Origin of the sequence: Aestuariivivens sediminicola, assembly GCF_022662015.1 — a bacterium.
GTDB classification, from domain to species: Bacteria; Bacteroidota; Bacteroidia; order Flavobacteriales; family Flavobacteriaceae; genus Aestuariivivens; species Aestuariivivens sediminicola.
In genome coordinates this window covers 453,967-469,149 of sequence record NZ_JAKMCM010000001.1, presented here as the reverse complement: position 1 = coordinate 469,149, position 15,183 = coordinate 453,967, and the positions used below count along the sequence as shown (strand labels likewise).

Sequence of the window (15,183 nt, the reverse complement as noted above, 5' to 3'; positions counted from 1 at the left end):
TTATAAGCTATTTTCCCTGGTATATTCAAGCACTTCGCTCAGTTTACCAAAAGCTAGGGCCACCACAGTATCTGCAGCGCCGTAGTAGACAGCTAGTTTGTCTTCTTCTATATCATGAAGTGCGGCACATGGAAATACAACATTAGGTACATCGCCTACCATTTCGTAATTAACCGCTGGTCCTAACAAGTAAGGCTGTGTCCTGTACTTCACCTTATCCGGTTCATTCTCATCCAATATGGCAGCACCCATGGCATATCGAAACCCATTACAGGTATGAATCACCCCGTGATATAGCATAAGCCATCCATCATTTGTTAAAATGGGTATGGGTCCGGCACCAATTTTTGTGCATTGCCAGGCACTATCTTGAAAGGCAGCTGTTTTCATTACACAGCGATGCTCACCCCAGTATTTCATGTCCGGGCTATAACTTATATAGATGTCGCCAAAAGGGGTATGGCCATTATCACTCGGGCGGCTAAGCATGGCATATTTTCCATTTATCTTTTTTGGAAATAAAACACCGTTTCGATTAAATGGCAGGAAGGCATTTTCACACTGATAAAATGCTTTAAAATCAAAAGTATAACCAATACCTATAGTAGGGCCATGATATCCATTACACCAGGTTATCCAGTAACGATCCTCTATGAAAACAACCCGGGGATCATATTTGTAATCGGAATCGATCATTTCGGTATTTCCCGGTTGCATTTTAATGGGGTCATGATTAATCGACCAATGAATACCATCCTTACTAAATCCGGCAAAAATGTTCATCTGAACCGCCTTATTATCACATCGAAATACTCCGGCGTAACCATCGCCAAAAGGGACAACGGCACTATTGAAAATGCTATTGGAGGTCGGTATATCATATCTGTTAATTATGGGATTGTCAGAATACCGCCAAATAACATCTTGACATCCTTTCGGTTTTTCTTGCCAAGGAAAAGGTCTGTTTTTCATTCTAATTTTTATATTTTTTCACTTTATCTAACCAGGTAAACTTCAATATTATTGATGTCAGGATAAAAACCAATAAGGTCCATAAGGCCTTTGGGTAATCTCTCACCATGACGTAAATGGGCAATAAAATCATGCTGGACTGCCAAATAATACCGATTGCACAGTTAAGCATGTCGCTTACAAACCCTGTATTCTTGGTAAAGTTTTCATCTTCACTTTTCAATAGTTTATAAACGGGATTCCACCAGCCCCAGGGTCTGACATTGCTGTAGAAACTTTTTAGGGTTTCCATCGACGTGGCCGGGGTTAACCAAGTGCCTAAAAAGGCTCCTAAAAGTGAAACAAAGAAAAGAATTGGAAAGACATAAATGGCCGGTATTTGGGCCAATTCAAAAAGCCAAGACCCTGTTTCAAAATTCGCCTTATTCTGATCCAATAAAAACTGCAGAGTAGCAATGATTAAACCTGCCAGCATACCCCAAAAATAACCCCAACCATTGAAGCGCCACCAAACCCATTTTAAAAAATTAGCGGCAACATAACCCCCGTATAAGGCACTGGTAATCCATAAAGTTAATGAGTTTATTGACTCTGCAAAAAAGCCCATAATCACTCCAACAATAACGATAGCAAAGGACGCTAAATGACTGGCTTTCACATAGTGTTTAGGCGATGCTTCAGGCTTGAAATATTTTTTATAAATGTCGTTAACAATATATGCGGGACCAGAATTGACAAAGGCAGAAAATGTAGACATAAAGGCTGCCAGTAATCCTGCCAATAATAATCCTTTTACGCCAACGGGAACATGAAAGTTAATTACTTTTGGAAGTATGATTTCAAGATCGTTGGAGTCAATTCCTGATAAATTACTTAGCTCTGGCGTTAAAAAAACCAAACCAATAACGACAATACCACCTATAAGTAAGTAACGTGGAATAAAAAGAACAAGATTAGTAAATCCACTCATGTAGGCTGCTTCCTTTACGGTGCGCGTAGATAAAATACGCTGCATATCATAACTCGGAGTTGGCCCTGCAATACTTGCAAAAACACCTTTGAATAAAGACATACCAATAAAAGCGCCAAACATTTTATACCCTTGGGAGTCGATGAGGTCATTAAAGGATTGAAGTTTGCCATCCCAAAACCCTTCCAATTCCCAGCCAAAGAAAATCGAATTCCATTCAGCGGGAATAATGGCCTGTATCTGTGCATCGCTAATGGTTACAAAGGCATAAATAGCAACCAAAATACCAGCTAAAACCATGATGAGGTACTGCAGCACTTCGGTCGCAACTACAGAAAACATGCCTCCTTTTATCGTGTAAATCGTGGTTAGAAAAATAATAATTAAAGCGTAATTCTGCTCTGAGGTCAACCAAATGTGTTCTCCCATCGCTAAGGTTAAATCCCATGGTAATATAATGGTCATAAATTTCCCGACACCTTCAAAGAAATAAGCGATAAACCCTATGGAGGCAATAATGGCAAAAATGGCGACAATGAGATGTGAGGCCCTGCCAGCTCTATCGTCTCCAAATCTTGTTAAGATCCACTCGGAACCTGTCATAATGTTCGATCTCCTTATCCAGGCTGCCAGGAATATCATTATAAATATTTGATTCCAGATGGGCCAAATCCACATGAACATGAAACTTTTTGCTCCATACAGAAATAAAATGCCCACCATCCAGGCGGTTCCGGAAACATCGAACATTCCAGATCCGTTACTGAGTCCCAGATAGTACCATTTGATACTATTGCCACCTAAAAAATAGGAGTCCAAACCTTTGGAAGCTTTTTTGGATATCCAAATGCCAACACCTAAGGTCAGCGTGATATATATGGTAATTATTAATACGTCAACAAAATTCATTTATGCTTGGTTAGGAATCTAAATTGTCAGTTATTTTTTTAATTTTCAGCTATTGATTTTTGCCCCAATTCGTGTTGGGCTGATCTCCCATGACCAAATGTAACGTCCCACCATTTAGAATTTGCTCATGGGAAATGGTCGTTTTATTAAAAGGCTCATCATTCAGTGTAGCAGATTGAATATAGATGTTCTCAATTGAAACATTTTCAGCTCTTATGGAAAATGTTTTTCCCTCTTTTAAGTTTATTGTAGATGTCTCAAATACGGGACTTCCAATTTCGTATTCTGTTGATGCGGGATTCATAGGGTAAATACCAATTGAACTTAGAACATACCAGGCACTCATTTGTCCACAATCCTCGTTGCCACTCAAACCATTTGGTGAAGTATTGTACTGAGTGTTCATAATATGTCTTGACCAATACTGGGTACGCCACGGTTTATTGGCGTGATTAAACATGTAAGCTATATGATGACTAGGTTCATTGCCGTGTGCATATTGCCCTATAAGACCTGAGATATCAGCCGAAATATTATCACCTGTAATTTCCGAACTTTCGGTAAAAAGTTGTTCCAATCGGTCTGTAAATAGATCGTTTCCACCATGTAATTGCGCCAAATTGGTTACAGCATGCGGCACAAACCAGCTGTGTTGCCAGGCATTACCTTCTGTATAATCTGTATGTTCTCTGTGACTCGAAAATTTGGGATCAAATGGCTCATTCCATGATTTGCCATCTTCGGATTTGCCCCTCATAAATCCGGTTTTATTATCAAAAAGGTTTTGGTAGGCCTTCGAGCGATCGTTAAAAAATTTAAAATCATCATCTTTTCCAAGTGCTTTCGCCATTTGTGCAATACACCAGTCGTCGTAGGCAAATTCCAGGGTAATGGTTACAGACTCATCCAGGAGATTATAGGGGATATACCCATATTTTTTATACTGTTCCAAACCGCGTGCATCTTGCATCATTGTCGTTTTCATTGCTTCAAATGCTGATTCGGCATCAAATCCGGTAATCCCTTTCAAATAGGCCTCCGCAATTACAGGAATCGAATGATAACCTGTCATTGTGTTGGTTTCATTGGCATATAGTGTCCAAACCGGAAGTATCGTATTGGTCTCATAATATGCCAACATCGAATTAATGATGTCCGGAACCCTTTCAGGAGCTATTAAGGTAAGCAGAGGGTGTTCTGCCCGGAAGGTATCCCATAGCGATAAAGTAGAATACGCTGTAAAATTATTTGCTCTGACAATACTGTCGTTTTCTTTTCTAAATTCTCCATTTTTGTCACTGTATATGACTGGAGCCAACTGGGTGTGGTATAAGGACGTGTAAAATATCGTCTTTAGGGAATCAATATCCGTCTCAACAGCTATTTTCGAAAGGGCCTGATTCCATAACGCTTCTGCTTCGAACCTTCTATCATCAAAATTAAATCCTTCGGTATCCAAATTCAATTTTGCATTTTCAATGCTAACAGAAGATAATGCCACTTTTACTTCAACTTCGGAACTCAGGTTGCCCTTAAAGAATAATTGTATGGCAGTGTTCACGCCTTCAGCGCTATTGGAATCAATTTGCTGGCCATCAGCAAAACTGTTAAAGCTACTTATGGGTTCCGAAAATTTTGCTATAAAGAATACTTTTTGGTTTCTGGCCCATCCTTTACTAAAACGAAAGCCGCTTAACGTGTGCTCGTCCTCTACGGTAATGGCCGTGGCAACAGCTTGATCCCAATTAATCGCGAAACCCAAATCGACCACCATGGATTGGAGGTCATTCTGTTTAAACGTATAGCGGTGATACGCAGTTCTTTCAGAACTTGTTAATTCTACGTTGACATTATGGTCCTCTAAATAGACCTGATAGTATCCTGGTGAGGCCGTTTCGTTGTTATGACTATATTTCGATTTATAAGCTAATTCATCTCGAGAAGCAGGTTTATGCGATAAGTCCACTTCCTTATTAACAGGCATAAAGAGAATATCCGCTAAATCTCCTATGCCGGTGCCACTCAGAGCCAAATGACTAAAACCCGCGGCAATGGAATCGGAATAATGATAACCTGAACACCAATCCCAACTGCTAATTCCATTCACAGGTGTAACTTGTAACATGCCAAAAGGCACTGTCGCTCCAGGGTAGGTGTGTCCATGACCCCCGGTTCCAATGAAGGGGTCAACATAGGATAGTCTATTTTTTTCTAAAACCTTTTTATCCGATCTATTGAGGTCCTTTTTGCAGGACAAACATAACAGCAATAGCAGACTTACAATCGTGTATTTTTTTAGCATATACTAATATCCTTATTTTAGTGATGACGACTAATTATTTTAGACTAATAACTGCGATATGAAGCTAAACAACAACAATGTCGTGTTTACATTGATTTAGGGGGCAAACTTTTAAAAATTTAATTCTTAATTAGTGCATTGAAAATGGATAAACCCTTCTTCAAAATTAAACCTGGGCATTGTAACCTTTTCAGTGTTAGTTCGTCCTGTAATCAACGACCAAATCATTTATTAGTATCTTTGTTATCTCATATTCAGAAGAAATGGACATCAACGACAACATTATTTCTCCTCTCGAACTAAAAATTAGCTTTAGTAAGCTCCTGGAGCAATACGAAGCAATGGCTGAAAGTGATGACCCGGTAACGGCAGCAAAGGCCAATGAATTGCTAAAAATTGCCAATGACTATCCGGAATTAAGAGAAGGCTTTAGTGATTTGTCCATACTGACCACCAGGGAAAGAGAAATTCAGTCCATTCTGCAGGATACGTTTAGTCCATTGTTGTCAAAAAATGAAATAAAAACGGCTTCTGTTCCGTTTCATGATTTAATCTTTAACGCCTCAGAGCGATTTAAAACTATTATTGAAACAGCTGGTGATGGTTTTAACCTGCATATTAAAAACATGCCTCAGGACGATATTTACATTATCGCATGTACCATTATCTTAAATTTTTGTTATGGCTATAATATCAATTTTAAAAGGCCTTTTTATTATGAAATCCCAGATGCGAATGGCATCCTCAGATATTACAAGATATTATACAATGCCGATTTTTGTGAAATAATCCCGACGGAAAAAGCCAATACAATTACGCGGCAGGATTATGAAGCCTTGTTGGATAATTTTGAGAACATTGAGCTCTGGAAGAAGTTGTTTCCCCCAAACAGTTACATTTTTAAGGGCTTCGTAATTTCAAATATTTTTGATGTAACAGAAGATCAATCCATTTCAAATATTAAGTCGAGTTTAATAATTGACGAAACGTGTACTGAAGAGACTTTTGTCGATAGTTTTCACGATATTTTCAGTTCTCTTTTAGGAATTAAAGGTATCAAAGTAGGTTTTTCCAGTTACAATAGGGAGGAAAACACTTTTGAACGTGTTTACGGAGTTGGTGCCAACAGTTTTTTGATTAATAATGTAGACTGTGTTCGTTGTGAAGACTGCTTATGTGAATGGTCCTATAACCGGCTTTTAAATGAAAAAAAGTACTTCTCCGTTTCAGATGTAGATAAGGCTTATGCAAAGTTAAAGGATAAGGTGCCACAAATTGTAGCCTTGCATGACCAAGGTATCAAAAGTGCGATTTTTGCTCCTGTGGCGAATGATGAGGGTCTTATGGGTATAATGGAAATAGTTTCATATAAACCATTTGAGCTCAACAGTATTAACGCTAATAAGCTGGTTGATGTTATGCCATTCATCGTGTCGGCAGTTGAACGCTCAATTAATGAAGAACAAAACTTAATTGAGGCCATCATTCAGCAGGAGTGTACATCAATTCATCCGAGTGTGTCATGGAAATTTAAAAAGGCAGCAAAACAGTTTTTAATAGAATTCCAGAAAAATAAAGGGATAAAACCAGCCTTTGGTGAGATCGTATTTGATAATGTTTATCCTCTTTATGGTCAAATTGATGTTAAGGGATCATCAAACGCGAGAAATTCTGCTACTCAAAAGGATTTAGCATTACAGCTTTCTTTGGTAAAAAATGTCTTAAATGAACTTCCTAAAGAAGAGCAATTACCCATTTATGAGCAATTAAAGTTTCAAATTGAATCTTATATCGAAGAAATTGAAACCAATTTTAAAGTTGATACGGAACAGGAATTGATACGTTTCTTTAAAGAAGATATCGAGCCACTATTTAATTATTTTATAGAAAAAATGAATTTTGCCAAATCTGAAATTACAGATTATTTTAATAAAATTGATAGTACTTTAGGTGTTGTTTATTATCATCGTAAGAATTACGATAATACCATATCTCTTATCAATAAGAATATGTCTGCATTGATCGATAGTAAGCAGGAAGAAGCTCAGGCTATGTACCCTCACTTTTTTGAGCGTTTTAAAACCGATGGTGTTGAACATAATATGTACATTGGTGAGGCCATTACGAAGGAAGATAGCTTTAACCTCATTTATTTATACAATTTAAGGTTATGGCAAATGCAGGTCATGTATGAAATGGAGAATGATTTTTATCAAAATCAGGACGCTTACCCCATTGGCTTGGATGTTGCTTCGATGATCTTGGTATTCAATCAGCCGCTCTCCATAAGATTTAGAATGGACGAAAAGCAATTTGACGTGGACGGCACTTATAATGCAAGATATGAGGTTGTTAAAAAGCGTGTGGACAAGGCATTTATTAAAGGGACTCAGGAACGCGTAACGACCAAGGGTAAAATGAGTATCATTTATTCTCAAAGGGAGGATGAATTAGAATATTTAAAATATGTCCGGTTCATGCAATCTAAAAACATGTTAGCCAATGACATTGAAATCTTAGAGTTGCAGGACCTGCAAGGGGTTACAGGATTAAAGGCTATACGGGTGAGCCTCATTTATCAGAAGAAGGACGGAGATGATAAAACCTTTTACACCTATGATGATTTAATGAAAGAGATAAAAGTGTAATCGTTTTTATCAGACTTAATTTCCTTGTAATCATTAATTATACTACCCAAGGGATTTTCAGCAGGCAACACATCATTGAGTGCAGCATCATTGGTCTTAAGGGCCCAACCAAAGGCCAATACAGAAACAATCATACCAATCATGAAAATGGTGTATGTTAATCTTAAGATTCTGTATTTGCGTTCCAAGACTTTACCCAGAAAGTAAAGATCTTTGGTGAGTGATTTATAGACGTAATCCTTATCTTTTAACAGTTCTTCTATTGCCCATTCAAATTCATTGAGCTTCATCTTGTGAAAATTACCAAAAAAGGTAAGATTTACCTTTTTATTCGCAACGTCTTCCTTAGTGAACTCTCCACTCGTAATATTTGGTCGAGTGGCAATTATGGAAAGTACCATCGATATCACACAAGAAAGTGTAAAAATAGCAGTAGGATAGACCAGATACGCATTGTTGTCTAATTTAGATATTAAGTTGGCCAAAACCAGGGATATGATAATGGCATTAACCGAAAGCAATATATTCGCTTTGGTATCGGCAATATCACTCAACTTTATATGGTTTCTTAATGCCACGCGGTAAAATGTTTGAATCCCCCTTTCAGGGCTTTCATTCTTGTACTGGGCTTTGTATTTTGCTTTTAACTGCTCTGTTTTTATCTTCTTTTTTCTTTTCTTTTTCCTCTTAATGAGTTTGGCCAGGTTCTTTTCTTTTGTAGGCTGCCAATTCTTAATGGCGTAATCCGTATAATACTCGTGCTTTTTAGTGAGCACTTCAATGTTTTTGTCCAGCCATTCATTTGGCGAATAGGTTGCAATTCCTTGTATTTCGAGTTCTTTTCTTAAAAAATCACTGGCCTCACTGAAATAGGGTTTACCAAAATGGGAAGCATCTGCATCACGAATAATTTTACCGAGTTCTGATTTTGGAGAATCATTAAATTTTGTGGCCCTGATGCAATGGTTAACAGATGCAATCACTTTGGAGTCAACACCGTTATCCTCTAAAAAGGCAGTTGCAATTTTTACACTCTCTTCCTCATGGTCTTCCCTTGCTTTCGTATAACCGGTATCATGTAACAATGCCGCGAGCTCAAGTATTTCCGCATCGGATTTGTCAATATCAATATGTTCAATAATCTCCCTAAGGCTTCTTAATACCCTTTGGGTATGGGTGTAGTTATGGTATATGAACGTTTGATCCAATTCATTTTTAAACAAATCAAAAACAAACTTTTCAGTTTTTTCGATTAATTCCGACATAAGGTATTATAGATTTATGTTCACAAATTACTAAAATTTGAATATATTAAGAGCGATATCTGAAAAGAAATTTTTATATCTGTTAAAGTACATATTTGTTGTTTAATTAATTATTTACTGTGTCTATGTTAACATGGAAAGACGTTATGAATTACGCCGTTAATGGTAATCCGGAACCGGATTCAAGAATAGAAAAAACAGAAATACAATGGCGAGAACTTTTGACTCCGGAACAGTTTCGTATAACGAGGGAAAAAGGAACAGAACGAGCACATACAGGAGCCTTATGCAGTTCCTATGAAGCTGGAAAATACAATTGTATATGCTGTAACACCCCTTTGTTTGATTCGACCATAAAATATAGTTCTGGAACAGGTTGGCCCAGTTTTACGCAGCCGATAAAGAGAAATTCGATTAAATACGAAAGAGACACCTCGTATGGCATGGTGCGCGTTGAGGTGATGTGTAATACCTGTGATGCCCATTTGGGACATGTGTTTCCCGATGGACCGGAACCAAGCGGTTTGCGCTACTGTGTGAATTCGGAATCGATATGGTTAGAAAAAGAAAGGGTTGATGAGCGGTAATATACAATTAGCAACGGTGGGTGGTGGCTGTTTTTGGTGCACAGAGGCCATATTCCATGAAGTCAGGGGTGTTGAGAACGTCGTTTCAGGTTACTCAGGAGGTCTTGCACCGGGGCACCCGACTTACAGGGAAGTTTGTTCAGGATTAACTGGTCATGCTGAGGTAGTGCAAATAGCATTCGATTCGAATGTGATATCATTTGAAGACATTTTAATCATCTTTATGACCACTCACGATCCGACTACATTAAACCGTCAGGGTGCAGACAAAGGAACCCAATACCGCTCTGTAATTTTTTATCATGATGAGATCCAGAAGGAGATAGCTGATAAGGTCATTGACGATTTATCAGGTCTTTACGATAATAAGATTGTAACCGAAGTAAAGCCCTTAGAGCGATTTTATGAAGCAGAAGGATACCATCAGGAGTATTATAATAATAATCCGTCACAAGGCTATTGTAATTATGTGATTACACCAAAACTGACCAAATTCAGAAAAATGCACCATAGTAAGTTAAAACCATAATTTTTAAAGGTGATTATTGCCAGAGTAAGGGACGATAGACCTATGCTGTTTTTCATTCTTCCTTAGTTTATACTTTGTTTAATCTTCCAGCATAATTGTCAGGAGTATGACACATAATCTTCATGATACAATTAAATGACCTATTGTAAAGAGGTCTATGTTATTCTCGATTTTAACGCTTAAAGATATGGTTACGGATGCTCTTTTTGATGTTGGTATCAGAACATATGTAGTGAATCAGGAGGTGTACTGGCAAAAACAATAGTAAAAAAGTTCAAAGCGGGGTAATTCATGAAATGAAACGATAACTTGAGTTTTTGAAATCATTATTTAAATATTAGCTTTATATTTATGTGATTTCTAAGGTAAACTGAGTAAGCATATGAAGGCTTTTAACTTTAAAACATTATTTTTTGCATTGGTGCTTTTAAGTTCTTGTGCCACTTATAAGCCAAAGTATGCCGAGCCTTACACCCAAGAAAATGACATCCCAGATAAGGCCATAGAAACTACTTTTTATCTCATTGGAGACGCCGGGATTTCGCCTATGGGCGGGATGTCTGAGGCTCTAACTGCCTTAAATCAGCATTTACAGGGTAAAACAACCACCCGGGATTTCGTTTTATTCCTCGGGGATAATATATATCCCGCTGGAATGCCAAAAAAGGAGGACAATAATCGAACTAAAGCCGAAAACAGTTTAAATGCGCAGATCTCTGCTGTCTCAAATTTTAAGGGGAGGGTCATTTTCATTCCGGGCAACCATGATTGGTATGCGAACGGATTAAAGGGATTAAAACGGCAGGAAAAATATGTCGAAGAGGCCTTGGGTAAGAATACATTTTTACCTGAAAATGGCTGTCCATTGGAACGAATTGATGTGGGAGAGAAGGTTCAACTGATTCTAATAGATACACAATGGTATCTGGAAAACTGGAACCATAACCCCACGATTAATGACCATTGTGAAATTAAGACAAGGGAACGGTTTTTTGAAGAACTCGAGGGGGAGCTTAAGAAAGCCCAAAACAAAACAACGGTCATTGCCATGCACCATCCGATGTATACAAATGGGATACATGGCGGAAAGATTCCATTGTCGAAGCATCTGTTTCCAACTCAAAAGAAAATTCCTCTACCCGGTATGGCTTCATTAATTGCACAAGTCAGGACTCAGGGAGGTGTTTCAGTTCAGGATCGCTATAATGAGCGCTATCATGAACTCATGAGTCGTTTGGAAACCTTGACTCATGAAGCCAAAAATATGGTATTTGTTTCCGGTCATGAGCATACCTTACAGTATATCGAAAACGAAACTATAAAACAGATTGTTTCAGGTTCCGGTGCAAAAGAAGCAGAGGTGGCTTTAGGTAACAATGCACTTTTTGCTTCAGGAAGACAAGGGTTTGCGGAGCTTACCATTTTTAAAGATGGCAGTACCTGGGTAAAGTTTTTTGATGCGAACAATGGCATTCCCAAATTAGTGTTTACCAAGGAAATTTTTCAAGCGGATAAAACTTATGACGTGTCAGATCTTCCGGAGTCTTTTCCACAAGAAGTTGAGGTTTCCATTTATTCTAAAGAGGAGACAGATGTAACCGGTTTCTTCGAGTCGGTTTGGGGGGACCATTATCGCGATGTTTACAGCACCAGAATAAAAGCAAAAGTGGCAACTTTAGACACCCTCTATGGAGGGCTGGAAGTGGTGAGAAAAGGCGGAGGGCACCAAACCAGATCGCTCCGGCTGAAAACAAAAGATGGCAAAGAGTTAAATATGCGGGCATTGCGTAAAAGTGCTACCCAATATTTACAAACCGTATTGTTCAAGGAAAATTATATTCAGGATGATTTCGAAAAAACGGAGATAGAGGAACTTATTTTTGATTTTTATACAGCGGCTCATCCTTATGCCTTTGCCGTTGTTCCTGATTTATCAGATGTTGCTGAGGTCTATCATACGAATCCCGAACTGTATTTTATTCCCAAACATAAACATTTAGGAAAGTATAATGCTGAATATGGTGGTGAATTATACCTGATAGAAGAGCGTCCGGAAGACAATTACTCGGACGAACGTAGTTTTGGTTTTGCCGACGATATTGAGAGCACCCACGATATTATCGAAAAAATACGCAAAGATGAAAAATATAAAATCGATGAAAATAACTTTGTCAGGGCTCGACTGTTTGATATGCTACTAGGCGATTGGGACCGCCATCAGGATCAATGGAGATGGGCACAATTCGATCAGGAAAATGGCGATAAAATTTACCGACCGATACCTCGGGATCGCGATCAGGTTTTTTCAAACTTTGATGGTGCTCTTCTCGATGTACTGCGACAAATTTCTGGAGCTACGCAACAGTTGCAGGTTTATGATGAAGAATTAAAGCATATTGAATGGATGAATGCCGCGGGCATTAGGTTAGATCGCGTTTTAATTCAACAGGCCGGAAAGGAAACCTGGCTTGAGAACGCAAAATTTCTTCAGGAAAATATCACCGATGCTGTTATTGACATGGCCTTTAAAAAGGTGCCTGAGGAAGTACAGGATCAAAGCTTAGCCGATATAAAGGAAAAATTAAAGGGAAGAAAGAAAAATCTTGTTGACATTGCAACACGTTACTACGATTACATGAGTGAACTGGTGATTTTGTCCGGGACGGACAAGGATGACTTTATCGAAATTAACAGGCAGGGTGACCATACCACCCGGATTGTTATATCCAGAATTATTAAAGGTGAAAAAGGGGAAGTTATGGTAGATCGGGTTTTTCATCAAGACGAAACCAAAGAAATTTGGATTTATGGATTAGATGATAAGGATGTTTTTGAGGTCTCTGGAGACGGGACTAATTTAATTTTTATTCGTCTTATCGGGGGACAGGAAAATGACACTTATAGACTGCACAATGGTAGACGAATTAAGGTGTACGATCACAAAAGCAAATCCAATACAGTTGAAGTAAACAAAGGGGCGCATATTAAGTTTACCGATAGTTATAATTTGAATTTATTCGATTTTAACAAGCATATTGTTCGAGCCAATATAATTACACCCTCTATGGGATTCAATCCGGATGATGGATTTTTACTCGGGATGTCCTTTGTGAGAACCATAAGTGGCTTTCAGCGAAATCCATTTTCTCAACAACATCGATTAAGAGGAGGCTATTATTTTGCAACCAAGGGGTTTTCCTTAAACTACGACGGCGAGTTTGCCAACGTCATTGGCGACTGGAATTTGGCAGTTGGTGCTACCCTGACCTCTGAGAATTTTACCAATAACTTCTTTGGCTATGGAAATGAAACTGTTAATAATGATGAGGTCCTGGATCTGGATTATAACCGGGTGAAAACAGGGATATATGCATTGAAAATTGGCCTGATTAAAAAGGGAGATTTTGGAAGTAACTTTGGCTTCAATTCTATTTTTGAAGGCATTGAAATTGAAAGTACTGCCAATCGGTTTATAACTGATTTCATGCCGGCAAGCAGCACTGATTTTTATAAACGACGCTATTTCGGTGGACTTGAGGCTGAATTTAATTATAGCAGTTTTGATAATAAGACCAATCCTTCGAGAGGAATGACATTCTTATTGAACCTCGGAGGGAAAACGGAGTTCAACGATACACAAAACACCTTTGGTTTTATCAATTCGAATTTAGGTTTTTACAATGCTTTGAGCAAAGACAGAAAGTTAGTTTTGAAAACGGATGCTCGAGTACAAATGAGAATTGGGGATGATTTTATTTTTTACCAGGCTGCCAATATAGGTGGAAGAAATGGTTTGCGCGGTTATAGAACCGAACGCTTTACCGGGAGAAATTCGTTTGTTGGAAGTGCGGATTTAAGATATGGTTTCCCCTCATTTAAAACAAATATATTGCCACTGCAAATAGGTATTTTTGGAGGATTTGATGTTGGCAGAGTGTGGCTTAAAGATGATGTTTCAGATAAATGGCATAACGATTATGGCGGTGGCTTTTGGGTTACAGCTGCAGAAACCCTTTCCGGGACCTTTAACTTTTTTAATAGTGTGGAAGGCTTGCGATTTTCATTTGGGCTTGGGATGAGTTTTTAGTCCAGATGAAAGGTGTAGAGATTCGCGCCTTCAGGGCCGTTGCGTTCATCGGTAATAAAAACCGTGACGTCATTCTTAAAACAAATTCCTTCTTTTTGAGATCGATGTTTAAACACCTGGGCCTCAATTGTGCCGTCAAAAATAGCGCTTCCTTTAAAATTTGTCAGTTTCCAAAGCTTATCATGATTCAGTAAAACAATAGTCCTACCATTCGCACTGATAGCAGCTGAAGTTATTTTGTTGTTCTTGCCTTTTAAATTGAAATCGGTCAAAAATTCAGCTGTGTGATTACCAATAACGTTTGGGACGGTTATTAAAATATTCTTGTTGTCGGCTTTACTAAAAATGAAGAATTTCTTATCCATTAGAAAAAAGGCTTCAAAATCTTTGGACTTAAATCCTTTTGGCAACTTAAAATTGATAACCTGTGCTTTGGCCTTATTTTTTACATCTTTAATATTGTTTACCTTATAAATTGTGTAATTTTTTCGTTTTTTATTGTTGTCACCAAAATCACCAATATATAAGTTCCCGAACTGGTCCGAAGTCAGGTCTTCCCAGTCAATATTCTTTGAATTACTGACATCAATATCTTTTACAATCCTGCCTTTTAAATCGATTCCGTAAATGTTATTTTTATTTCCTGAATCCTCAATGGTCCAAAGCAACGACGATCCCTCAACAATTTCTATGGCAGAAGACTCATCCAATTGATTGTTTAAACTGGCAACTAAATTCAGCTTGCCAGTGTCGCAAGATAAGAACACGACACTTAAAAAGAGCAGATACTTCATTTGTTATGGCACGTGGCCCTTAAGATTTAAGGTGATTAAAAAGTTGAAAGATAAAATTTAAAACTATTTATCAAAAATTAGTAGAAGCATATTTGATTTTTTTAGTTTTATATTTTAAAA

Annotated in this window: 9 protein-coding genes; 4 read left to right on the top strand and 5 right to left on the bottom strand. The window is 38.0% G+C overall.

Annotated elements, in window-relative coordinates; translation table 11 throughout:
• From MR041_RS02035 to MR041_RS02025, 3 genes are read right to left on the bottom strand one after another with little or no spacing between them, the layout of a single operon-like run.
• The gene (locus MR041_RS02035; RefSeq protein ID WP_242091914.1) at positions 1 to 972 is read right to left on the bottom strand and encodes a glycoside hydrolase family 130 protein; all 972 of its coding nucleotides are present in this window, start codon (positions 970 to 972) and stop codon (positions 1 to 3) included.
• Between the two features lies 1 nt (position 973).
• Positions 974 to 2,851, bottom strand: coding sequence for a sodium:solute symporter family protein (locus MR041_RS02030; RefSeq protein WP_242091913.1), 1,878 nt, complete (start codon positions 2,849 to 2,851; stop codon positions 974 to 976).
• Positions 2,852 to 2,900: 49 nt separating this feature from the next.
• A complete protein-coding gene (locus tag MR041_RS02025) occupies positions 2,901 to 5,153 on the bottom strand; it encodes a GH92 family glycosyl hydrolase (protein WP_242091912.1) in 2,253 nt (750 codons plus the stop codon).
• A 263-nt stretch (positions 5,154 to 5,416) separates the two neighbouring features.
• Here MR041_RS02025 and MR041_RS02020 point away from each other — a divergent pair, with 263 nt between their 5' ends.
• Complete coding sequence (locus MR041_RS02020) at positions 5,417 to 7,801, top strand: GAF domain-containing protein (RefSeq protein ID WP_242091911.1); 2,385 nt, start codon at positions 5,417 to 5,419, stop codon at positions 7,799 to 7,801.
• Here MR041_RS02020 and MR041_RS02015 read toward each other — a convergent pair.
• A complete protein-coding gene (locus MR041_RS02015) occupies positions 7,768 to 9,066 on the bottom strand; it encodes a Pycsar system effector family protein (RefSeq protein ID WP_242091910.1) in 1,299 nt (432 codons plus the stop codon). The two genes, MR041_RS02020 and MR041_RS02015, sit on opposite strands and share 34 nt — an antisense overlap.
• A gap of 125 nt (positions 9,067 to 9,191) precedes the next feature.
• On the opposite strand from MR041_RS02015, the gene msrB reads away from it, so the two are divergent.
• From msrB to MR041_RS02000, 3 genes are all read left to right on the top strand, one after another.
• The gene (msrB, locus tag MR041_RS02010; RefSeq protein WP_242092488.1) at positions 9,192 to 9,653 is read left to right on the top strand and encodes a peptide-methionine (R)-S-oxide reductase MsrB; all 462 of its coding nucleotides are present in this window, start codon (positions 9,192 to 9,194) and stop codon (positions 9,651 to 9,653) included.
• Positions 9,643 to 10,182, top strand: a complete 540-nt coding sequence (gene msrA, locus MR041_RS02005; RefSeq protein WP_242091909.1) for a peptide-methionine (S)-S-oxide reductase MsrA — start codon at positions 9,643 to 9,645, stop codon at positions 10,180 to 10,182. Before msrB ends, msrA begins: the two co-directional genes overlap by 11 nt.
• Before the next feature lie 382 nt (positions 10,183 to 10,564).
• Positions 10,565 to 14,269 carry a metallophosphoesterase gene (locus MR041_RS02000; protein ID WP_242091908.1) on the top strand — a complete coding sequence of 1,235 codons (3,705 nt, stop codon included), beginning with the start codon at positions 10,565 to 10,567 and terminating at the stop codon, positions 14,267 to 14,269.
• Here the strand turns inward: MR041_RS02000 and MR041_RS01995 are convergent.
• The gene (locus MR041_RS01995) at positions 14,266 to 15,063 is read right to left on the bottom strand and encodes a hypothetical protein (protein ID WP_242091907.1); all 798 of its coding nucleotides are present in this window, start codon (positions 15,061 to 15,063) and stop codon (positions 14,266 to 14,268) included. The genes MR041_RS02000 and MR041_RS01995 overlap by 4 nt on opposite strands.
• Positions 15,064 to 15,183 lie beyond the last annotated feature (120 nt).